Raw genomic sequence first — 21062 nt, forward strand, 5'->3', positions numbered from 1 at the left:
GTTGAATTCGTATAGCCATTTCAATGTATGGAAATTTAGGAAATTTTAAGAACCGAACCCGTCTCAATCGGGTTCGGTTTTTGTTAGTTATGAGAACTTCAAATTCATGAGCGTCTTAGTTGACCGACGTACCATCTATAATCTCTTCATCTGCTTTGCTGACCAGCGTAACGCCCCCCTTTAAGTCACCAAAAATTTCGGTCTGACCATTTATGCTGCGCCCTTTCTGAACCTGGAGACGTTGTGTTTTGCCAGCAACGACAGCAATTACAAAACTCCCTTCACCGGATGTAAATACCGCTGATTTCGGCAAAACGAAAGTGCTGTCTTGGGAAGTCAAAGGCAATTCGACCTCGGCGACCATACCGGGCAATAGCTTGTTGTCTGTATTGATAATATCAATTTCTACCCGTTCAGCTCTTAACCGGCTGTCCAATGCCCCCGATTTACGTGCGATCTTACCGGAGAATGTTTGTCCAGGCAATGACTTGACCGTAAATTGTAAGGGCTGGTTTTCCGCTAAAAAACCCGAATATTGTTCTGGAACAGCAACGGCTAACCGGAGTTTACGTTGTTGTTGAATGGTCATGATCGGCATTTCCGAACCACGGCCAGCTGGACCAACATAGGCGCCCTGATTGACATTTCTTGTTGCGATGACACCGTCGAAGGGCGCTCTGATTTCTAAATAATTCAATAGATTTTGAACTTCGGCGTAGGCGGATTTAGCGGCTTGATATTGTGCAAAATCAGCATTCTTTTTTGACTCAGCAACCTCAAGATCGAGTCTAGCCACCGTTCCTTCCACCTTGCTGGTTTCGACGAGTCTGTCGTAAGTGCTTTTGGTCGCCATATAGATGGCCTCCTGGGATTTGAAACGTGATTTTGCGGCTGATAGTTGTGAACTTAATTCGGGAGCCTCCAATACAGCTAATAGCTGACCGGCATGCACTTGACTTCCGATGTCCACATTGAGGCTCTTGACATAACTGCTTACCTTGGCGTATATCTCGACCTGCTGGAATCCCGTGATTTCCCCAGGGATCTGCATTTTATTTGTTAATTTCTGTTTGGTGGGTACAAAGGTCTCCATTGCCGGAGCTGCAGCTTCGGGACTTTCTTTTTTTGCATTTTCCTCAGCAGCCGAATGGCATCCGGCAAAGGATGCGATCAGACCGGCGATAGCTACTATTTTGAACAAATTATTTTTCATATTTTATAGATGATACTGCTTTTACGATAAAGGTTTTAATGCGGCAATATAGTGCTTGCTGTCTTTGTCTTCAGGATCTAATGAGATCGATTGTGTATTGCTTTTTTCTTGCGCCCAGGCAAATATGAGCGGTAAGATGACGAGTACGGCAAAAGTCGAAAATAGTAATCCGCCAATGACGGCCCTACCGAGTGGTGAAACTTGTTCGCCACCTTCACCGTGGCCAATGGCCATAGGTAGCATACCCACAATCATGGCCAAACTGGTCATGATAATGGGTCGAAGCCGTAAGGATGCCGCTTCACGGGCTGCAGCCAGGGCATCGCCATGATGCCGGCGGATATGTTCGGCATTGGTGATCAGCAAAACAGCATTCGCAATGGATACACCCACCGACATGATAATCCCCATGTAGGATTGTAAGTTGAGGGTAGATCCGGTTAACAACAGCAGCAGCAATGAGCCCAGCACAACCGCAGGCACTGTGGTGAGCACAACCATAGAAACTTTGAACGATTGAAAGTTAGCCGATAGCATCAGGAATATAACGATAATGGCTACGGCCAGACCAGATTCAAGGCTGCTCATGGTCTCTAACAATACTTTTCCAAGTCCTATTTGCTCCATGGTTAGACCACGAGGAAGTTCACCAAGGGCTTTAATACTGCGCTGTACATCCTTAGAAGCTGTTTTTAAATCGGCATGATCAATATTTGCTGTAACTGATACATAGGGCATTGCCCCTAGATTGTCGTTTTCGCCATAGGTGAAGGACGGTGTGATTGTTGCAACGTCACTCAGAATAGGACGTGCTGAATTTTTCAATAAAGGGATTTCACCGATTTCTTTCTCGTCTTTCATTTTATCGATGGGAACCTGAACTTGGACGTTGTATGAAAGTCCAGCTTTTTCATCGATCCAGGTGTTTTTTTCGGTATAACGCGAGGAAGAAGTGGAAGCGATCAGCGATCGTGTTACTTCGCTGAGATCGATACCCAGTTGTGCAGCCCGGATGCGATCTATCTTAATATCGTAAGAAGGGTATTTAATGGATTGTGCTAATTGTACATCTCTAAAATAAGGGATGGCTTTTAGTTCCTCAATCAATTTACCGGCGTACTTCTCGTTGTTCTTTTTGTTTTTTCCTGCAATCCGAACTTCAATTGGTGTGGGCGATCCCTGGCTTAATACTTTATCGGTAAGTTCGATCGGTTCAAAAGATACTTGCACATCTGGCAATGCAGCTTTAAGCCGCTTGCGGTACTCATCACGGAAACTGTCCATATCGTGATGGTAGTCTTTCAGTGCAATCTGGAAAACGGCTTCATGAGGACCCGCCATAAAAAGATAGATCGGCGAAACGGAAAACTGCCCGGGGTGTTGACCGATATAAACAGAAGATATACTGATATGATCTTTCCCAACGAGCTTTTCGAGTTCGGCTAGTGCCAATTTTGCTTTTTCTTCGGTGCGTTCGATACGTGTACCTTCAGCTGCACGGAGGCGCATTTGGAACTGTCCCGAGTTGATCCTCGGAAATACATCCTGGCCGATTGTGGAAAGTAAAATGACAACGAGACTAATGGCGCCAAGAAGATAAACCACAGTAATGGTTTTCTTCCTTTTGAATAGGCGATCGATCATTTTCATGAATCTGTTTCTGAAACGTTCAAAAATACTCAGCTTTCCATCGTTGTTAAAGTCTTCCCGTTCCACCAATAGTTTCTTCTGATTTAGGGTGTCCTGCTCGGATGCTGCGGTCAGTCCAGTTGCCGCAAATTGAGCTTCATCGGTATTTAAACCCGCTGGTTCGGTCGCGTGTGGCGCTTTATGCGCATGATCTTTCATCAGCCAGTTTGCCATGATGGGAACAAATGTCTGCGAAAGGAGAAAGGATATGATCATGGAGAAGCCAATGGACAAAGCCAACGGAAGAAATAACGAACCCGGGATGCCTGTCATGGTAAATGCCGGCGCAAATACGGCTAGTATACAGAGCAGGATCAATAATTTGGGTAAGGCGATTTCTTTACAGGCATCCCAGATTGCCAAGGCTTTGGGTTTACCCATATCCAGATGCTGGTGTATATTTTCTATCGTTACCGTACTTTCATCGACCAGGATGCCAATAGCCAAAGCCAGTCCACTGAGAGACATGAGATTGATGGTCTGCCCGAAGAGCTTTAGAAAGAGCACGCCGGATATCACGGATATCGGTATGGTTAGGATAACGATCAGCGCGGCTCTTCGATCACCTAAAAATAGGAGCACCATAAGTCCTGTTAGGATAGCGCCGATGGCACCTTCGGTAATCAAACTCTTTACGGAATTGATCACATAGACGGATTGATCAAATTCATAAGATAACTTGACGTCGTCGGGTAAATTTTCCTGAATTTTTGGTAAGGCTGCTTTTAAGTTTTGGACAACCTCCCAGGTTGAGGCATCGCCGGCTTTGGCAATACTGACGTATACGGAACGTTTGCCGTTGACCAAAGCATAGCCTGCGGTAACGTCGGCACCATCTTTTACGGTAGCAATATCGCCAAGGTAAAGATTTTGTACTCCACCTTTAAATAGCGGGATTTTTTCAAAATCTTTGACATCCTTGACGGTATTGTTCGTTGGTGTAATGTAGTTTTTGTCCTGAATACGTACGTTTCCTGCAGGAGCGGTTTGATTGTTCAGTCTTAGTGCTTCGACGACCTGATCGGGTGTCATATGGTGGCTCCGCATCAAATCGGGATCAACGTTGACCTCAATGGTACGTGGACTTCCCCCAAAAGGAGGGGGCGACAATAGACCGGGGATTGATGTAAACGATGCCCGGACATAGACGTTGGCTAGATCTTGCAGTTCATTATTGGACCGTTTGCTACTGCTCAATACCAGTTGGCCTACAGGAAGCGACGAGGCGTCAAAACGAATGATGAACGGCGGTTGTGAGCCTGGAGGAAAGGAGGCCTGGATCCGATTGGCCAGGGCACTTAGCTCGGCTGCAGCCTGTGCCATGTTGGTGTCTTCGTAATACGATACTTTCATTAAGGTCAGCCCTTGAATATTCTTGGTCTCAATAGACTTGACCCCATTGGCAAAAAGAAGGATATTGACGTAGTTTTTGGCAAAGTAAGATTCCATTTGATCCGGCGAATAACCACCAAAGGGATGGGCAATATAAATAACCGGAAGGTTCATTTTTGGCAGGATATCTACCTTGATCGATCGAACGGCACCTATGCCAAAGACAATAAGTCCCAATACGAGTACGAGGATAGATATCGGCTTGCGTAAGGCAAAACGTATTAAATTCATGTAATCTTATTTATAGTTCTTTGTTGAAAATATCAAAATCTCCCGCAGCTGCGGCTTTGATTAAAAGCGACTGCCAAAGATTGATGTGGACGATCTCGCGATCGGTTTCGGCTCTATTTAATGTGTAAAGGGTCTGCGTAACGTCGACAAGTGTCGCTAGACCGTTTTTATACATCGTCATTTTTTGATTGTACGCTTGCTGAGCTGCCGACACTTGTCGAGGAGCTTCTAGATCACTTTTTAGGGCCAGTTGGATTTTCACATCAGCGGCATCCAGCTGTGCGGTCAATTGGGCTTCGGCAGTTTGGTATTCTTCCCTTAGGGCATCATTGGTAAAGCGCTGTGCACTGATTTTTTTATTGATACGCGCAATCGAAGTCAGGTTCCAGCTGATACCCAATCCTAAGAGATAATTTTGCCTGCTGGGACGAACCCCTTGCCAATAATTTGTGCTGTAGGCTTGTAAATCAGTAATGTAGTCGCTCTTAAAACCAGATCCTCTGGTCTGAAAGACCCCAAAGGCGCTTACAGTGGGAAGATACTCTTTGGTTGATAGTTTCAACTGTTGTTCGCCAAGTTCAATTTTACTTTTATAAAATTGCAGCATCGGATTACTTTCAATCAAGTTGACTGAAAGGGGAGTTAGCTTTACAGGAGTTTTCTGAACTAGAACAGTATCTATTTCGAGGTTTTTCGCTGGAATCCCCATCAATACCGTCAACTTATTGTTTTGCTCCTTCACATTTTCACGGGCCTGATTGAGGCTGATTTTAGCGCGTGATACTTCCGCTGAAGCAAGCGTTGAATCCACTCCGGGCAATATTCCGTTTTTTACTTTGGTGGCGGCAATATTTAAAAATACCAGTGCACGATCCAGATTCATCTGTTGATTTTTTTCCATTCGTTGACTAGCCAATAAATTGAGGTAAGCCGCAGCAATCTTGATTTTATGCTGGAACTGTTCCTGACCGAGATCGGCCTGTAGTCGTTTGGTATCGGATTTGGCCAATTCGATACGTTCTTTTTTTCGTCCAAAGGTGTAAATGTCCCAATTGACATTGGCTAAGTAAAGCGCACCAAATGCGGCATTCCAATTTTGTTCCGGAAGGGCGAGTCCCGACGAAGCCACATTAAGTCCACCAAATCCATACAGTGGACCATTTTGTCCGTTAATCGTCCCAAAATCCTGTTGAGCGACGATGTTCAGGTTGGGCCAAAAGTCGCGTTTGACTTGTTCATTGGCCTGTAGGGAAGACTGGAGATAATATTCCTTTGCCTTGATCACTCCATAATTTGCAATGCCTTGTTCTACCGCGTCTCGGAGCGTAAGCTGCTGAGCGAAGGAAGAGGATGTTGCAAGTGATACGGCCAATGACAGCACTAAATTCAATTTCAGCATAGGTTATCTATCATTTATGGACACGAAGATAGTAAGGACAGCAACCCCGATGTCCCTTTAAAATGATCTATGGCATTTAAAAGTGACCAATTTAATTCGTCATTTATTTTTCTCCTGTTTTAAACTTAAAGCTTTTACTTTGTAACAGAATTTTAACAGAATAAGGATGATGAGAAAGGTTTTAGAGAACAAGATAATACAGGAGATCGTGCTGTTGATCTTTTCATTTATCCTTTTTACGTTGAACGACTGGATTTTGATCTTGAGCTGGAAGGGATTTTTGATGGGGGTGTTCTATTTCTTGATCCTGTATGCGCATGCCCAGTTAAATCGTTTTTTTCTATTACCGCTGCTACTTAAGAAGAATAAACCCTTGTTGTATGTTTTCGCGTCGGTGGCAACCCTGCTCATTTTTGCAATCCTATTAAAAGAGCTAACGGACAACGTGATCTACAAGAATTGTTTTCTCTACAAGAATCTTGTACAGAAAACATTCCATTATCAATTTGGTGTATTATTGGGTTCGTTGATCTGTATATTGGGCAGTATCCAATTTATTGAATTTTATCGCTTCCAACGGGTGAAGACCCGACGCGAACTGCTTTCCAATCAAACGCAATTGTCGCATTTAAAAAAGCAGCTCAATCCACATTTTCTATTCAACACGTTAAATACCATTTATGGTATTAATCTAAAGTATCCGGAACGTACTTCTGAATTGATCATCAAAGTGTCTCAGCTGCTTCGCTATCAAATGGAGAGCAGTGAACGGGAGTATGTGCCTATGGATGATGAAATTGATTTTATTTCAAGTTATATTGAACTGGAACGCGAGCGATTAGGCTATCGCACGAAAATTGAATTCGATTATCAAAAAGAAGAAGATATCAATTATCAGATCGCACCGATGCTGTTGATTACGTTCGTAGAGAATGCTTTTAAACACGGAACCTGCAGTATTGAAGATTGTTTTGTTTATATCTCGATCAAGATTGAAAAAGGGAACTTATATTTGCATATACGGAATTCTGTACCTGTCAAGAAGAGGAATGTGTTCTCAGCAAAAATAGGTTTGGAAAATACGATAGCACGATTAAAGCTCTTGTATCCTAATCGCTACGTGTTGGCCGCAGATTCCAGGAAAGAAGAGTATGAGGTGTCATTGGTTATCAATCTTTAAACAATGAATAAAAATAGCTGTATCGTGGTTGATGACGAACCTGCGGCGCATTATGTACTGGTAAATTATATTGAAAGAAGTACTGATCTGCAGTTGGTCGCTCAGTGTTATAATGCTTTTGAGGCATTGGAGTTTCTTCGGGAGAACAAAGTAGATTTAATCTTCCTGGATATTGAAATGCCCGAGATTAATGGGATGGAGTTTCTGAAGATGCTGGATAACCCGCCCAAAACGATTTTGACAACAGCATATTCCGAATACGCATTGGAGAGTTATGATTATGGCGTTGTTGATTATCTGTTAAAACCTATTTCATTTCCTCGTTTTTTTAAGGCTGTTCAACGTTTTTTATCCTATAACACGGCTGTGTCGCCCCAGGAAGAAGAACCCAAATCAATTAGTATACGTATGGATGGCCGTATTATTGACGTTAAATTAGCGCAGATCGATTTTATCCAGAGCTTTGGAAATTACGTGAAAATTGTCACGCCAAGCCAGACATTTTTGACGGCCAGCACCACCCAACAAATCCTCACACAGGTGCCGGCATCAAAGTTTATCCGTATCCACAAATCCTACATTGCTTCAATCAATAAGGTGATCAAATATGAGCATGGCATGGTGCAGATCAATAATACTTCTTTACCTGTCGGCATTACTTTCCGTCGGGAATTGCAGGAGCGGCTAGCGAATAAATAGCGCCAAGCTAATGGTGATCTTATCGCTATGAACGAGTCAGTTGACTACCATTTCTCCTTTAATAGCGTTTCCAATTGACCGATTTCTTCCTGGTACATGGTTTTCTTTCTCGTTCCGAAGTAAAGGATATTTTCGACAGGCGATGTCCCTTCCCAGATTAGTTTTATTTTCCCGGAAGCAAGTGCTTCAGCACATAGGAAATCGGGAACGATGGAAAAGCCAGTATTGTTGCTTAAGCAGCGTATGATGGAGCTAATATTAGGAACGATATAATTGGGGCTAAAGTCTGGATGCTCGCCAAAGTGTGTTGACCAGTAGTTTTTTAAATGATCCATATCGGCAGCCGTGCTATACCATAATTGTTTTTTAAGGAGTTGAGCTGCTTCTTTAATTTTATTGTCGCTCAGCAGTGCTTCCAGTGTGGATGTATCCGTCTGACACCCCGCAATCAAGACAATGCGTTCTTTTGAGAACGCTTCGTATTCTAGATTCTGTTGGTTTCCTTTTTGAGGCGTAATAATAAGATCCAATAAACCATTATCAAGATCCTGCTGCATCTGCGGGTATTCTCCAAATTTGATAATTAAATTGAAGGGGAGTTGGGCAATATGTTCTTCCAGGGTGTACTGAAAGGTCTCAAAACACATTCCGATACTGATCGTTATACGTTCGTCCAATGCCCGTTTGTGAAAATGCTGTTCACCAGTTTCTAGTTTTTTAAGCGGATCAATCACATAGTTGTACAAGATTTTCCCCTTTTCGGTCGGCACCATTCTTCGCGCAGAGCGATCAAAAAGCTTGTGCCCCGTAAATGCTTCCAGGGAATTCAGATGTAGGCTTACTCCCGGCTGAGAAATAAATAATTCCTGTGCAGCTGCAGATAATGTTCCTGTTTCATAGATTGCCTTAAATGTACGAAGCCATTCTAAGTTCCATTTCATAGTTATTATTTTTATGATACAAATATATAATTTAAATTATTTTTATGATTTATAAAAATGATAGAAATTTGTATTATCAACAAGAAAAATTATAGAAATGAACATATTTATTATTAATGGTGGACAGAAATTCGCACACTCGAGAGGCTCTTTTAATACGACGATAACAAATTGGACCCTTGAAACATTGGGTGATAATGGATTTGAAACAAGGGTTACCAATATCAACGATGATTTTGATCCAATGGTTGAAGTTGAAAATTTTAAATGGGCAGACATTATCATTTACCATTTTCCTGTATGGTGGTTTCAGGTTCCGAACCGTCTGAAGCTCTATATCGATGAGGTTTTTACGGCGGGTCACAACAACGGTATCTATAAAAATGATGGTCGTTCACGTAAGAATCCGGCTATTAATTATGGTACCGGAGGTTTGATGCAGGATAAAAAATACATGGTGACTTCAAGCTGGAATGCTCCTGAGACAGCCTTTACAATGGAAAATGAGTTTTTTGATCAGCATTCAGTTGATGCCGGTGTTTTATTCGGTTTTCACAAGATGAATCAGTTTGCAGGATTGGAACATCTGGGAAGCTTCCATTTTCATGATATGGAGAAGGGTGCGTCTCAAGAACGTGTAGACCATTACGAAAAGGAATATAAACAATATCTGGAAGAGGTCTTCCATTTGGAAACTGCGTTAAACTAAAAATTTATTGATCGATAAATCGCTTTATCGGTGGCGTTATTGTGATGGGAAAGATGGTAAAATTTCGTGTAGTAGATGATGTGTACAGGCCGAAGATATTAACTAGAATGGACGTACTGGTGGTTGCCAAAATCATTTGTGTTGCCTTGAATAAGCTTGTTTTATTCTGATTTAGTGACGCGAATGATTTTGTTGGTACCTTGCTGAACAGCGACATCAACTTTATTTCGTTGCGTGTAGCTCTGTTGCAGGAGGGTCAATTTTTTGCCCAATTGACCATCGTGATTATCTAGCCAGAAGGTCGCAGCCATAATACCAATTTGCACTCTATAACTGGAGTCTGTTTCCCGAACAAGCTGCTCGATAACCTGATGTTGATACCAAGTGAGGTTTTTGTTTTCTTTTTGGGAAACACAGGCAGACAGGAGAAGCGCCAAAAGGGCTAAGTAACCTATTTTTAAATGTTGACTGCATCTTAGGTTCATAAATAGTTTTTTATTTCGTATAAAATGTATCCGCATTGGTTTTTATGTTATAGGTTCTCATTCCAGTAATAACTATCGGGCGTGGGTCGCTGTCCAAAAATAGCCGTACCTACCCTGACAATCGTAGACCCTTCAGCTATTGCTATTTCTAAATCTCCACTCATGCCCATCGACAATTCTTGCATCGATACGCCGGGAATAGCTAGGGCTATAATTTGTTGTTGAATATGTTTGAGCAATTGAAAACAGGCTCGTACCTGTTCGGCCTCGGCACTCAATATACCTATAGTCATCAGTCCTTTAACCTTTAGCGTGCTAAATGTGGCTATTTGCTGAACCAGGTCGATGACTTTCTCTGGAGCAGCGCCGTATTTGCTCTCTTCGAAGGAAGTGTTTACCTGGATGAGCACTTCCATGGTTTTATTTTCTTTTAAAAGGCGCTGATGTAATTTTTCGGCAAGATCTACACGATCTATTGAATGTATGCAGGATACATTGTATTTGAGCAGATCCTTGATTTTATTGGTTTGCAGGTGACCAATAAAATGATTAACATGGGGAATAGCTTTTAAATACTCAAATTTGTCTTTCAGTTCCTGCACTTTATTTTCGGCAATTAAAGTTTGACCAGTTTGCAATGCAATTTCGATACGTTCGGCAGGAACAGTTTTGGTTGCCAGCAATAATTTTACATCTCGGGGATCGCGCTGGTTTGCTTTGCACGCTTTGTCGATACGCTGTTGTATGATGCGTATATTTTCTGTTATAAACTCATCCATGTTGCGGTTGTATTACTTTTTATTGCAGTCAAAATTACAGCTAATTATTAGGAAAAAGCTAGTCCAATTGAGCTAATACAAGCTGGTCCAGCACAAACGTCTATACACGGGTGCTTTTAGGTAAACTGCTCGATAGGCAGAGTGGCTATTGCTGAGGTTAGTTTTCTTACGTCTTGCTAGGCATATTTGGATTATATTGCTGTACATGTTCTGCCTTAGCATAGATATGAGGTCCATTCATATCGATTCCTGCGGCTAAAAAGTCGTCAAGAATGAACTGAAAAATTTCAGATTTTGCAAATTCAATTTCCGCAGATCTTTCAATAAAGACATTCAGCTCATAGAGTACATAAAAATCATCTAATTTCTTTTGTAGCACAAATGGTGCGGGATTAAGTTTAACTCTTTTTACGCGCGGTGGTATGTTTAAAAGCAACTCATGGATCCGTTGCCAAGGCTCTTCATAACCGACCGTTAATTCCACCTGAAAACAGATTCCATCTTCCGAAAAGGTCGAGTAATTCACTGTATTTCCAGAAAGAACAGAGGAATTGGGGATTGTAATCTCTTCATTCTTTATGGTTCGAAGCCTCGTTACCAAAGGTGATTTTTCGATAACAACACCTGTTTTGTCAGCAATGGTGATGCGGTCTCCGATCCGGAAAGGACGCATATACGTGATCACAAGACCTGCAATGATATTGGAAATCGCAGAAGATGACCCCAAAGAGAACAGGATACCAATAAATACGGATATTCCTTTAAAGATATCTGAATTGGCTCCGGGCAAGTAGGGGAATATGAGTACCAGCGTAAATGCTTGCAGCAGGAAGCGGACGATGGTAAAGGTTGGCATGGCAAAATCACGGTGAAAGCCATTGATTTCTAATTTGCCCTTGTCAATTTCGCTGAAAATATATTTTATAAATCGAATAGCATAGCGCATGACGGCAAGTATCACTAAAATGGTGATCAGATTTGGAATATAATGCCATATGGCCAACACAGCCGTTTTAAGTGGTTTTGTGAAAAGTCCGATCAGATTGGACGCCCAGCTCTGTGTAAATGGAAAAACACTGAAAACAATAGGCAGCACGATAAAGGCGATTAGGATGATCAATCCCCAACGTAAAATATTAATCGCATGAATAAACATCCGTGTTTTCTGTACCGAAGTAACGAGTACGTAATTTTTGATCTTAATGTCTTTAATCCGCTGCGTTCGTTCCGTTAGTATGCGTCGTGTACCGTATGCTTTTAACCTATTTATTAATAGGATCAGAATAGAAAAAACAATGAGAATAAGAAGTAAGAGTCCAATTCGGGTAAGAAGTTTTGTGATGCTGTTCGCTTCACGTTCAGCTGTAATGCTATCTTGAATCTTTTTTAGATAGTTTGCCGCAATTTCTTCTTTACTTTTCCCTTCAAGAAGTGCATCAAGTTCGGTGATAGAGGTAATCACCAGATCTTTATAAACAATGTCAGCACTGATTTCGTTGTTTTCGATTTTAAATGAATCTACTTTCACAAAATCATCTTCATAGAGATTGTGGATTCTGCTCACAACGTTGAAAGCGCGATCTTTGGCTAACGATGATCCAAGCTTATTGTAGATATAGAATAAAGTGTCTTGAAACGGCGCGACCGCGTATCTTTTTGTGTTTTTTTTTATGGAGTCTACTTTGACTTTCAGTTGCTGCTGCCGAATAGTATTTTCTTCATCAAACTCATTGAGCTGCTGTTTTAAGTTCTCCTTTTTGGGGCTATTTTGACTTTTAAGGTCGGCAATTTCATGCTGAAGCTTTACCCGTTCCAGCGAATCATTGATTTGCTGTTGCCTGATTCCATTTAGTAGGGAACTCAGATCCAGCTCTTTTTTATTGACCGAATCCATTTCTTGTGCATAGAGCTGTAAGCTTGTTGACAAAAGATAAGATAGGGTTATGAAGAAATAAATATAAATACTTCTCATTGTGTTGTTGGTAAAATTGAATGCCGATGTTTATTAGGTCATTGTGCACAAAACGATCGGGCGGGTTCTCAAAGATAATAATTATCTTGATTAGATGGCAGATTGTCAAATATGATATAAATTGAAGGTAAAATGATACGATGCGACAGCTGAATCCCAATTATTCCAACTTTCTTTGTTAAAACGATTGGGCAAATGCTCAATAGGGAAAACTGTATAGCTAATTTTATCCAAAAAATATGATTAAACCTTTTCAAAAATCTATTTATGCAATGAACAAACTTGGGAAGATAGGTCTCTGTATTATTGTGGCCTGCGTTTCCGCTGTTTTAGATGGGCAAGCCCAAGAACGCAAAGCTCCAGCTTATCCATTGATTACACACAACCCCAATTTCAGTATTTGGTCCATGACGGATCAGCTGCATGCATCGACAACGAAACACTGGACAGACGCAGATCATTCGCTGTTGGGCTTAATTGATGTTGATGGCAATACTTATCGTTTTCTTGGCAAAGAAGAGCCTAGTTACGCGGTTATTCTACCGACTTCGGAAGATAAATCTTATACGGTACAGTATACTGAATCAAAACCTCAAGGTGGCTGGGAGTCTTCCGCTTATCATACGGATATGTGGAAATCGGGACGTGCACCCATCGGTGATGATGCGCAGCAGGTAAAGACACTTTGGAAATCAGACGATATCTGGGTGAGACGTGAGTTTTCCGTTGCGGATCTGAAGGGTATCAATGAGCTGTTTCTAAAACTCAATCATGATGATAATATAGAAGTATTTTTGAATGGGAAGAAGGTGTACGAAAAGGTAGGTTGGACCAACAGCTTTCAATATTTGCCGATTGACAAGGCGAATTTAAAGGTCGGGCAAAATCATATTGCCATCCATTTGAAGAATACTGCTGGCGGTCGTTACCTGGATTTTGGATTGGTTGACAGGCTTAAAGAGCGTGGGCCACGGATTCAGGAAGCGGTGCAAAAAGATGTTGAAATCACAGCGACGCGTACGGTCTATAATTTTCAGGCCGGTAAGGTGGATCTAAAATTAACCTTTACGTCGCCCTTGCTTATGGATGATCTGAATTTATTGGCTCGCCCCGTAAGCTATATCACATATCACGTAAAAGCAAACGATGGCAAGCAGCATGCGGTCAAAGTTTTTTTAAGTGCATCCGCTAATATTGCGGTGTATAAACCTTCACAGGAAGTAACCGCCGAAAAATATGAGACAGAAAAGTTGTCTGTCCTAAAAACGGGAACGGTCGAACAACCCATTTTGCAGAAAGGGGCCGATGATATGCGGATAGACTGGGGCTATTTTTATGTTGCTTCACCAAAGCGGGATAAAACGCAGCAGTTTATTAGTCCGAGGAGCGGAGCCGTCGATGCCTTTAGAAAGGGAACGACGAACGCTGCAAAAACCGTTAAGGGGACAGCACTTGCGCTGAACACGGTCATTCCATTTGGAACTGTAGGGACGAAAGCGGAGGAGCGTTTTGTTGAGGTTGGCTACGATGAAATTTATGCGATTCAGTATTTCAACAATAACCTGAGACCATGGTGGAACAATTCTGGCAAAGAAACGATGGAAAATCAGCTGACTTTGGCAGTAGACCAGTACCGTAGCGTGCTCGATAAATGCCTGGCATTCGACAAAGCCGTATATGCAGATGCGCTCAAATCGGGTGGAAAGGAGTATGCACATCTTAGTATACTGGCTTATCGTCAAAGTATTGCAGCCCATACCTTGGTGAAAAGTCCGCAAAATGAACTATTATGGCTGTCGAAAGAAAATAATAGTGGGGGATTTATCAATACGGTGGATGTCACTTATCCTTCAGCCCCCTTGTATTTGATCTACAATCCAGAGTTGTTGAAAGGAATGTTGAGTGGAATATTTTATTTTAGCGAGAGCGGGAAATATCCATACCCTTGGGCCGCGCACGATTTGGGTACTTATCCACTCGCGAATGGTCAGACGTATGGCGAACCGATGCCGGTGGAAGAGTCAGGAAATATGATTATTCTCACTGCGGCGATCGCGAAAGTGCAGGGCAACAGTGATTATGCTCGAAAGCATTGGAAAACCCTTACAACCTGGGTAGATTATCTTGTTAAAGATGGTTTTGATCCTAAGACACAGCTTTGTACAGACGATTTTGCCGGTCACCTTGCTCGAAATACGAACTTATCTGTCAAAGCAATTGTTGGTATCGCTTGTTATGCGCAGCTGGCCGAAGCAATTGGTGAAACAGCCATTGCAAAAAAATACCGTGCAATTGCTGAGGAAATGGTTCCAAGATGGATGGAAATGGCAGATTCCGGCGACCATTATGCGCTGACATTTGATGATAAAAATACTTGGAGTCAGAAATATAATTTGATCTGGGATAAAGTGTTGGGGTTAAATCTATTTCCTCAAAAAGTCTACGATACGGAAATTAAGTATTACCTAACCAAGCAAAATAGATTCGGCATACCATTGGACAGCCGCAAAGCCTACACCAAAAACGACTGGATTCTTTGGACAGCATCATTTGCTCCATCCAGAGAGGCATTTGAAGCTTTGGTAAAACCAGTGTATAACCATGCAATTCAAACGGAATCCCGCGTCCCTTTGAATGATTTTTATGATTCCAATACCGGGATTCGTGAAAATTTTAAGGCGCGTAGTGTAGTTGGAGGTTTTTATATGAAACTTTTAGCTGATAAGATGAAACAAAAATAAATGAGACCAATAAGCAAACTTCTAACGTAGTGTTTAGTTTATGTTGTGATTAAGACGGCGGGCAATCAAAGAATTGCCCGCCGTTTTTTCGATAGATTGAATTTATCATTTAATTTCAAATAGCGTGTAAAATCTTTATATTTAGTAGGGCTAAGGCTAATAGGGATATGGAGATTCAAAAGTCATTAAAATCGGTTTTTGCTGGTAGCATTGGTTTAGTCACTCTATTTGCCCTTGTTGGGCAATTTATATTAGGTGCTTTTATTTCAAAGCTTGGCACAACCGATTATGTAATACAGTTTTTTAGCTATTTTACAATTTTAAGTAATGTGTCGGTACTATTATGTTGTTTTTTTACTGTTTTCTCGGCAAAAAGCCGAATGGGCTTATTCTTCACTAAGTCCCAAACAATTACTGCCGTCACACTCTATATACTTATTGTTGCACTTATTTATAATGGCTTACTTCGTTTTTTATTACATCCAAGCGGGTTACTCAGTGTGATAGACGAAATACTGCATGTTGTCACGCCTTTGAGTTTTTTTATCTTTTGGTGGCTATTCTGTAACAAAAAAGCGCTTTTTTGGAAACAGATTTTCTATTGGTTGATTTTCCCATTAGGCTATTTATTGTATACCTTGTGGCATGGATCGGTTTCTGGATTTTATCCTTATCCTTTTATGAACGTTTCTGCGTTGGGCATGGGAAGAGTTATTTGGAACAGTTTGGGAATGACTCTGGTATTCGTCCTCATCGCGGTGCTATTGATTGGATTGGGAAAATGGCAAAATAAATGGCGTACTCATTGTATTGAAAAATAAGAAAACTCAAAGCTGTTCGATATTGTTATATGACAGAACAGTTTCTATTTTATACTTTAATTGAATTGAAAATGGTTATACGATTTTTTATCTGTGTCTCTCTGGTGTTATGTACGATATGTTGTTTTGGACAAGTCGATGTTGATAAGATGAGATCTGATTATGCGAGCGCCGTTCAAAACAAGAAGCTTTGCGAAACGAATCTGAAATTATTGGAAAAATCTGCCAATTCCGCAACGGAAAAGGGGTACCTGGCTGCTTATGAAATTTTATGGGCCAAACATATGGGCAACCCGTTTTCGAAATTGGGTCAATTTAAAAAAGGAAAGAAGCTTTTAGAAGAAATGATCATGAAATATCCCGACAATATCGATTTACGTTTTATTCGATGGTGTGTACAGACACACGCACCCTCTTTTTTAAATTATGGTAAAGATCGATTGCGTGATAAGGAATATTTGGTGAACAATTTGCATAAATTGCCCAACCCAAAGGGTAGGGAAGTAATCTACAAGTATTTAAAAGAAGCCAATAGTTATCTTAAAGGCGATCATGCATTTTCACAGTCCGAACTGAATCAGCTTGCAAAATAGCATGTAAACTGTCCTGTTAAGATTCTTAGTCGTATAGTATACGATATACTGTAGACAATATATACGAGCGCAAAGTATTTAGCAAAATAATTGAACATATGATAGAAAGACCCCGTCATTTTTTGGATGTCGGGGTTCTGTTTTAAGAGGGCGGGATAGGCTTATTTCCTGAGGATAGTTGATTTAATACCTATATATCGTCTTAATGAGGTCAATTTTGATGGTCGATCACGCGAATATTAAACCACCTGCTGCGAATAATAACTATGTATTGTCAGAACCTAGAGGATACTTATTTTTGTCGACATATCCGTTTGTAGTTTTAATAACGGATTGGTTACTAAATCATAAAAATTGACAGATGTTTAAAAATAGGAGACTCAGCAAAAATCCGCTTCATTATATATATGCGGTATTATGGATCGTTTTATTTGGTTCAATCGCTTACTACATTTATTCGGGAGCAGCATTTAAACCCGACAATGGTAAAATTCATTTGGTAGCTATTCTTATCGCATGGGTGGTAGAGTATTTGGGACTTACCCTGACAAGTCTGCTCTTCTTAATTTATGGCATCTATCGAGCTATGATCACCGTATTTGACAAAGAAAACACTCCTACTTCTGATTGACATCGTTCTACGGGATTGCTTTTAATCCAACAACATGCTGATGGGGCTCTCGTGATACTTATAGGTTGTAAGTTTAACAAGAGCTCTATTTAGGTAAGCTGCATATACATATGGTAATATTCACTACCTGCAACGTACGTTTTCTTCCCAATGTTAAAACCAATCCTTTCATAGAGTTTTCGCGCATTTGGATTCGCGAGGCCAACAAGCAGACCAACCTGATTAAAGTGATTTTCTTTAGCATGTGCAATGGCATGGTGTAAAAGTTTGGTTCCGATTCCTTTACCTCTTGCACTGGGGGCAACGGCGATGGAATCGATATAAAATTCGCCACCGGCTGTTTCAGTTTCTGGAATCAAATTATTTGCGTAGTGCTCCGCGATACGATCCAGAATAGGCTGTCTTAATGCAATAAACCGGTCACCATCATAACCTGTCAACGAGCCTATAATCCGGTCATCCATGTCAACGGCCACAAAAGTGTTTTCATAACTGTATAGATTTCCTTTTTGTTGGAAAAGCCGCCTTAAAAAATTTACGGCTGCCTGTTGATCTTTTCGTAGGATCAAGCGGAATATCATATCCTCCATTGCCTGAAGCATAATTTCAGGGACACGGTGCGAATCGCTTGCTGTGGCTTTTCTAATTTTATAATAAGTATCCATGATGGTAACAATAAAAACGAAGGTAGTAAACTTGATTGACTTTACTTAAAAGATTTCATTTTCCTGCTTTGGGTCGAATATTGGATCAGGACGGTAGAATATTGATCTGCTCATATTCCTAACATATTTCTTACTATTTTTAGAATGTGTTGTTGTATCTGGATAGAAGACAACAGCTTTTAGGATTAAAACAAAATATAATGATTGTAAGAGTTACAGTTTGTGCTTTTTTGGTTGCTACTTTTAGTCTCATCGCGACGCTACTTGTACATGAAGCGGATTTAAATATGACGTATGCAGCTTTCTGCTGTTCGCCCTATTTTATTATGCTGACATTGATTTATTTTCATTTTGATGTCTTTAGGAAGAAATTTAGTGGGATAGTGAAACAAAAAATCGTTTTTGAATTTGCTTACGGATTTCTATTTTATTGCTTTTTTTCTTTCTTGCTTCCAGTATTACTGTATTTATTTACGTTGGATAATGCGTACGAACATCGTTATTATGCGGATTTAGTTGGGGTAATTAAGGAAATGCTGCCTTGGATGTTAACAATCAGTGCATTCCTTTCCTTATCCAGCGGCATGATGATAACCAGGGCTTTAACATCGTGGAAATATATAATATTTACGCTATTTGGACTCTTGGTTTCACTTCCGGTTATATTTGCATTATCGACGACTATAAGAACCTTTAATGAACTCCGGGAGGAACGTCTCACACAGGAAGATAATATTAAGAACGGACGCTATACATGGTCCTGCGCGATGAGTAATCCAACAGCTTATCCGGTTCAGCTATATAGAGGCCGTTTTGTCTTTCCAAAAGATGAAGATTACGAATTTACGTTTAGCGAGGGCAATATTGTAAACTATCGTGGCGTGTGGGGACAAGCAGGGGGCGGTTCGTATGAGCAAATGATGGCATTGCCTAAAGCATTGGATGTAACTTGGTATTCATTCGTTGAAGAGGCTTTTTATCGGATGGAGGGTGCGATTGATTACAACACATTGCGGACACTTTTCAGCACGTCATTTCAAGAAAAAGGAGCGAACAAAATTAATGAGGAACATTATAATAAAATTATTTTGGGTTTTGCTCCGGGGGGCGTACTGGTGATATGGGTCACAGGCACAGGACGTCGTCAAATTGAAATAGGCCGATATCAAGCTAAGAAAGTAGTGATCAAAGCTACGGATCAATACAAGGGAAATGGGGCGTATGGAAATATTTTTAATAAGCAATGGCGAGAAACGGTTTTGTCCGACACTTCAATTATTCCTTCGGAGATTCAGCAAGCAATTGCAACCAAACCTATTCCGTATGGCTATTGGGATAAATTGCGTATGCGCTATCAGTTGCAGCCAAAATTTATCTTTTCTTCCGACATTAAAGCTTTCGATGCAGACTTTGAATTTTATAATGCTGAGCGTTTTGTCTTTGATGAGAGCCGCCGGTATATGGATATGGAAGCTCGAGGCCTTCCGAAAGACATTTACATCAAATGGTATGATCGGCATAATAACCGTTGCGCCGCCCGGTTTATGTTTGATGAAGATGAAACTTTTAAAAACTTTGCTTCATTTTTCAGTGATAAAAGGCGGGATAGCGCCGAACTAGCGATCAGTGTCGATACAAAAACTAAAATAGCAACAGCGACATTGAGCAATCATAGTGGAAAAAAAATACTTTTAAAAACCGAAATAATCGATTATGGAGAGCATTTTTAGCGCGTTAAGCTACCTCACAAGTATCCTTGCGACATCCAGTATATCTCAACAGGTTAAGTTTTCGCCTAATACTTTCAAGAATATTCGGTGGCGTTAAGGAACGTTAAAAATGATAGACAATCTTTTTATTTCGTTATATTCATCACAGCGTTTACATGTTATCGATAACGATAGCGCCAGTTTAAAATCTCTTTCCCAATCTTTATTGAGGTATAAGCAAATGGTACGATTGAGTTTAAAATTTTTTAGATTCATCATTCTTTTTAATCTATTCGTGACCGCCAGTATTCTTTGGCAGTCGCAAGGCTTTATGTTAAGATCCATTGATACAGTCTTGTTCTACATGTTCATATTCTGGTTAAAGGTCTTCGGTACTATCCTATCTGTTATCGTCGAATATATCTTTCACCTATCTAAAAAGAAACTATTTCTTAAAAACCTCCATATTTCCCCGATTTGGATGCTCATAAGGCTTACTGGAACGGATTTATTGTTATTTATAATACTATGCCTGATATTAAAATGCTTTATGATCGCCATTTATACATAGATAGTCTATCGTTTAGCCGTGGTGGAAGAAAGATCATTTCAAGTCTTTTTTTAACATTTGGGCCGAATGAGGTGATTGGAATTTTGGGGAAAAATGGAAGTGGAAAGTCTACACTTATGAATATCATATTTGGAGCGATCAAGCCTGACTTTGCATTTATGCGTTGCCGTGGTGTAAAATTTGAAAAGGGGTACCGAACGAAGGAGATTGTATATCTGCCCCAAGAAGGCTTTTTACCTCGAGAATTGCGGCTTTCTGAAGCATTGCGTCTTTTTGAAATTGATGATCCTTATGTATTGGACCTTTCATGTATTCAAGAAAATTTAAATAGCCGTCTGAGGAATCTCTCGTCGGGGATGATCCGTTTTATTGAAACTTTAATACTATTGCATACCAAACATTCTTTTGTTTTACTTGATGAACCCTTTCTCGGGCTTAGTCCTATTTTTATTGAGCAGATTAGCGCGCATATTGAACACGTTAGACACCGCAAAGGAATATTGATTGCTGACCACAATTTTAGGCAAGTGATGGATGTAAGCGATCGGTTATATCTCCTGAAGGATTCGCATTTGATCGATGTGTCTACTCAGGAGGATCTCGTATTTGAAGGGTATATAAAACAAATAGATTAATCAGGTA

The 21062-nt window shown here is 40.6% G+C and carries 17 protein-coding genes; 9 read left to right on the top strand and 8 right to left on the bottom strand.

Annotated features, from left to right (window positions below):
* Positions 1 to 115 precede the first annotated feature (115 nt).
* Genes B2107_RS00505 through B2107_RS00515 form a run of 3 tightly spaced genes read right to left on the bottom strand, consistent with a single transcriptional unit; the run spans position 116 to position 5924 of the window.
* Entirely contained in the window at positions 116 to 1213 is a 1098-nt protein-coding gene (locus tag B2107_RS00505) for an efflux RND transporter periplasmic adaptor subunit (protein WP_293952099.1), read from the bottom strand.
* Between the two features lie 21 nt (positions 1214 to 1234).
* On the bottom strand, positions 1235 to 4525 hold the full coding sequence (locus B2107_RS00510; RefSeq protein ID WP_293952101.1) for an efflux RND transporter permease subunit: 3291 nt from the start codon (positions 4523 to 4525) through the stop codon (positions 1235 to 1237).
* Positions 4526 to 4535: 10 nt separating this feature from the next.
* Positions 4536 to 5924 carry a TolC family protein gene (locus B2107_RS00515; protein WP_293952103.1) on the bottom strand — a complete coding sequence of 463 codons (1389 nt, stop codon included), beginning with the start codon at positions 5922 to 5924 and terminating at the stop codon, positions 4536 to 4538.
* A gap of 166 nt (positions 5925 to 6090) precedes the next feature.
* On the opposite strand from B2107_RS00515, the gene B2107_RS00520 reads away from it, so the two are divergent.
* Together B2107_RS00520 and B2107_RS00525 are read left to right on the top strand one after the other, a co-directional pair.
* A complete protein-coding gene (locus tag B2107_RS00520) occupies positions 6091 to 7104 on the top strand; it encodes a sensor histidine kinase (protein WP_293952105.1) in 1014 nt (337 codons plus the stop codon).
* Positions 7105 to 7107: 3 nt separating this feature from the next.
* Complete coding sequence (locus B2107_RS00525) at positions 7108 to 7803, top strand: LytR/AlgR family response regulator transcription factor (protein WP_293952107.1); 696 nt, start codon at positions 7108 to 7110, stop codon at positions 7801 to 7803.
* Positions 7804 to 7847: 44 nt separating this feature from the next.
* Here B2107_RS00525 and B2107_RS00530 read toward each other — a convergent pair whose 3' ends face one another.
* Entirely contained in the window at positions 7848 to 8744 is an 897-nt protein-coding gene (locus B2107_RS00530) for a LysR family transcriptional regulator (RefSeq protein ID WP_293952109.1), read from the bottom strand.
* A gap of 97 nt (positions 8745 to 8841) precedes the next feature.
* Here B2107_RS00530 and B2107_RS00535 point away from each other — a divergent pair, with 97 nt between their 5' ends.
* Positions 8842 to 9453: an NAD(P)H-dependent oxidoreductase gene (locus B2107_RS00535; RefSeq protein ID WP_293952111.1), complete on the top strand. Its 612-nt coding sequence runs from the start codon at positions 8842 to 8844 to the stop codon at positions 9451 to 9453.
* Between the two features lie 161 nt (positions 9454 to 9614).
* On the opposite strand, the gene B2107_RS00540 is transcribed toward B2107_RS00535, so the two are convergent.
* The 3 genes from B2107_RS00540 to B2107_RS00550 all read right to left on the bottom strand — a co-directional run bounded on the left by B2107_RS00540 (position 9615) and on the right by B2107_RS00550 (position 12689).
* A complete protein-coding gene (locus B2107_RS00540; RefSeq protein WP_293952112.1) occupies positions 9615 to 9938 on the bottom strand; it encodes a hypothetical protein in 324 nt (107 codons plus the stop codon).
* A 47-nt stretch (positions 9939 to 9985) separates the two neighbouring features.
* Positions 9986 to 10717 carry a YggS family pyridoxal phosphate-dependent enzyme gene (locus B2107_RS00545; protein ID WP_293952114.1) on the bottom strand — a complete coding sequence of 244 codons (732 nt, stop codon included), beginning with the start codon at positions 10715 to 10717 and terminating at the stop codon, positions 9986 to 9988.
* Positions 10718 to 10883: 166 nt separating this feature from the next.
* Positions 10884 to 12689 carry a mechanosensitive ion channel family protein gene (locus tag B2107_RS00550; RefSeq protein WP_293952116.1) on the bottom strand — a complete coding sequence of 602 codons (1806 nt, stop codon included), beginning with the start codon at positions 12687 to 12689 and terminating at the stop codon, positions 10884 to 10886.
* Positions 12690 to 12961: 272 nt separating this feature from the next.
* Here B2107_RS00550 and B2107_RS00555 point away from each other — a divergent pair, with 272 nt between their 5' ends.
* The 4 genes from B2107_RS00555 to B2107_RS00570 all read left to right on the top strand — a co-directional run bounded on the left by B2107_RS00555 (position 12962) and on the right by B2107_RS00570 (position 17475).
* The gene (locus B2107_RS00555; RefSeq protein WP_409529656.1) at positions 12962 to 15430 is read left to right on the top strand and encodes a glutaminase family protein; all 2469 of its coding nucleotides are present in this window, start codon (positions 12962 to 12964) and stop codon (positions 15428 to 15430) included.
* A gap of 167 nt (positions 15431 to 15597) precedes the next feature.
* Entirely contained in the window at positions 15598 to 16251 is a 654-nt protein-coding gene (locus B2107_RS00560) for a Pr6Pr family membrane protein (protein ID WP_293952120.1), read from the top strand.
* Positions 16252 to 16400: 149 nt separating this feature from the next.
* On the top strand, positions 16401 to 16844 hold the full coding sequence (locus B2107_RS00565; RefSeq protein WP_293952121.1) for a hypothetical protein: 444 nt from the start codon (positions 16401 to 16403) through the stop codon (positions 16842 to 16844).
* Positions 16845 to 17205: 361 nt separating this feature from the next.
* The gene (locus tag B2107_RS00570; protein ID WP_293952123.1) at positions 17206 to 17475 is read left to right on the top strand and encodes a hypothetical protein; all 270 of its coding nucleotides are present in this window, start codon (positions 17206 to 17208) and stop codon (positions 17473 to 17475) included.
* A gap of 89 nt (positions 17476 to 17564) precedes the next feature.
* Here B2107_RS00570 and B2107_RS00575 read toward each other — a convergent pair whose 3' ends face one another.
* The gene (locus B2107_RS00575; protein WP_293952125.1) at positions 17565 to 18140 is read right to left on the bottom strand and encodes a GNAT family N-acetyltransferase; all 576 of its coding nucleotides are present in this window, start codon (positions 18138 to 18140) and stop codon (positions 17565 to 17567) included.
* Between the two features lie 200 nt (positions 18141 to 18340).
* Here B2107_RS00575 and B2107_RS00580 point away from each other — a divergent pair, with 200 nt between their 5' ends.
* On the top strand, positions 18341 to 19870 hold the full coding sequence (locus B2107_RS00580) for a DUF2931 family protein (protein WP_293952127.1): 1530 nt from the start codon (positions 18341 to 18343) through the stop codon (positions 19868 to 19870).
* A gap of 507 nt (positions 19871 to 20377) precedes the next feature.
* Complete coding sequence (locus B2107_RS00585) at positions 20378 to 21055, top strand: ATP-binding cassette domain-containing protein (RefSeq protein WP_293952129.1); 678 nt, start codon at positions 20378 to 20380, stop codon at positions 21053 to 21055.
* The last annotated feature ends 7 nt before the right edge of the window (positions 21056 to 21062 follow it).

Origin of the sequence: Sphingobacterium sp. UBA7855, from assembly GCA_002500745.1 — a bacterium.
Classification (GTDB): domain Bacteria; phylum Bacteroidota; class Bacteroidia; order Sphingobacteriales; family Sphingobacteriaceae; genus Sphingobacterium.

What these genes read in the sequence shown, in the direction of transcription:
- B2107_RS00505 (WP_293952099.1), bottom strand. Translation starts at nt 1,213, where the DNA reads ATGAAAAATAATTTGTTCAAAATAGTAGCTATCGCCGGTCTGATCGCA.
- B2107_RS00540 (WP_293952112.1), bottom strand. Translation starts at nt 9,938, where the DNA reads ATGAACCTAAGATGCAGTCAACATTTAAAAATAGGTTACTTAGCCCTT.
- B2107_RS00545 (WP_293952114.1), bottom strand. Translation starts at nt 10,717, where the DNA reads ATGGATGAGTTTATAACAGAAAATATACGCATCATACAACAGCGTATC.
- B2107_RS00515 (WP_293952103.1), bottom strand. Translation starts at nt 5,924, where the DNA reads ATGCTGAAATTGAATTTAGTGCTGTCATTGGCCGTATCACTTGCAACA.
- B2107_RS00575 (WP_293952125.1), bottom strand. Translation starts at nt 18,140, where the DNA reads ATGGATACTTATTATAAAATTAGAAAAGCCACAGCAAGCGATTCGCAC.
- B2107_RS00570 (WP_293952123.1), top strand. Translation starts at nt 17,206, where the DNA reads ATGTTTAAAAATAGGAGACTCAGCAAAAATCCGCTTCATTATATATAT.
- B2107_RS00525 (WP_293952107.1), top strand. Translation starts at nt 7,108, where the DNA reads ATGAATAAAAATAGCTGTATCGTGGTTGATGACGAACCTGCGGCGCAT.
- B2107_RS00580 (WP_293952127.1), top strand. Translation starts at nt 18,341, where the DNA reads ATGATTGTAAGAGTTACAGTTTGTGCTTTTTTGGTTGCTACTTTTAGT.
- B2107_RS00555 (WP_409529656.1), top strand. Translation starts at nt 12,962, where the DNA reads ATGAACAAACTTGGGAAGATAGGTCTCTGTATTATTGTGGCCTGCGTT.
- B2107_RS00520 (WP_293952105.1), top strand. Translation starts at nt 6,091, where the DNA reads ATGATGAGAAAGGTTTTAGAGAACAAGATAATACAGGAGATCGTGCTG.
- B2107_RS00560 (WP_293952120.1), top strand. Translation starts at nt 15,598, where the DNA reads ATGGAGATTCAAAAGTCATTAAAATCGGTTTTTGCTGGTAGCATTGGT.
- B2107_RS00585 (WP_293952129.1), top strand. Translation starts at nt 20,378, where the DNA reads ATGCCTGATATTAAAATGCTTTATGATCGCCATTTATACATAGATAGT.
- B2107_RS00565 (WP_293952121.1), top strand. Translation starts at nt 16,401, where the DNA reads ATGAGATCTGATTATGCGAGCGCCGTTCAAAACAAGAAGCTTTGCGAA.
- B2107_RS00530 (WP_293952109.1), bottom strand. Translation starts at nt 8,744, where the DNA reads ATGAAATGGAACTTAGAATGGCTTCGTACATTTAAGGCAATCTATGAA.
- B2107_RS00550 (WP_293952116.1), bottom strand. Translation starts at nt 12,689, where the DNA reads ATGAGAAGTATTTATATTTATTTCTTCATAACCCTATCTTATCTTTTG.
- B2107_RS00510 (WP_293952101.1), bottom strand. Translation starts at nt 4,525, where the DNA reads ATGAATTTAATACGTTTTGCCTTACGCAAGCCGATATCTATCCTCGTA.
- B2107_RS00535 (WP_293952111.1), top strand. Translation starts at nt 8,842, where the DNA reads ATGAACATATTTATTATTAATGGTGGACAGAAATTCGCACACTCGAGA.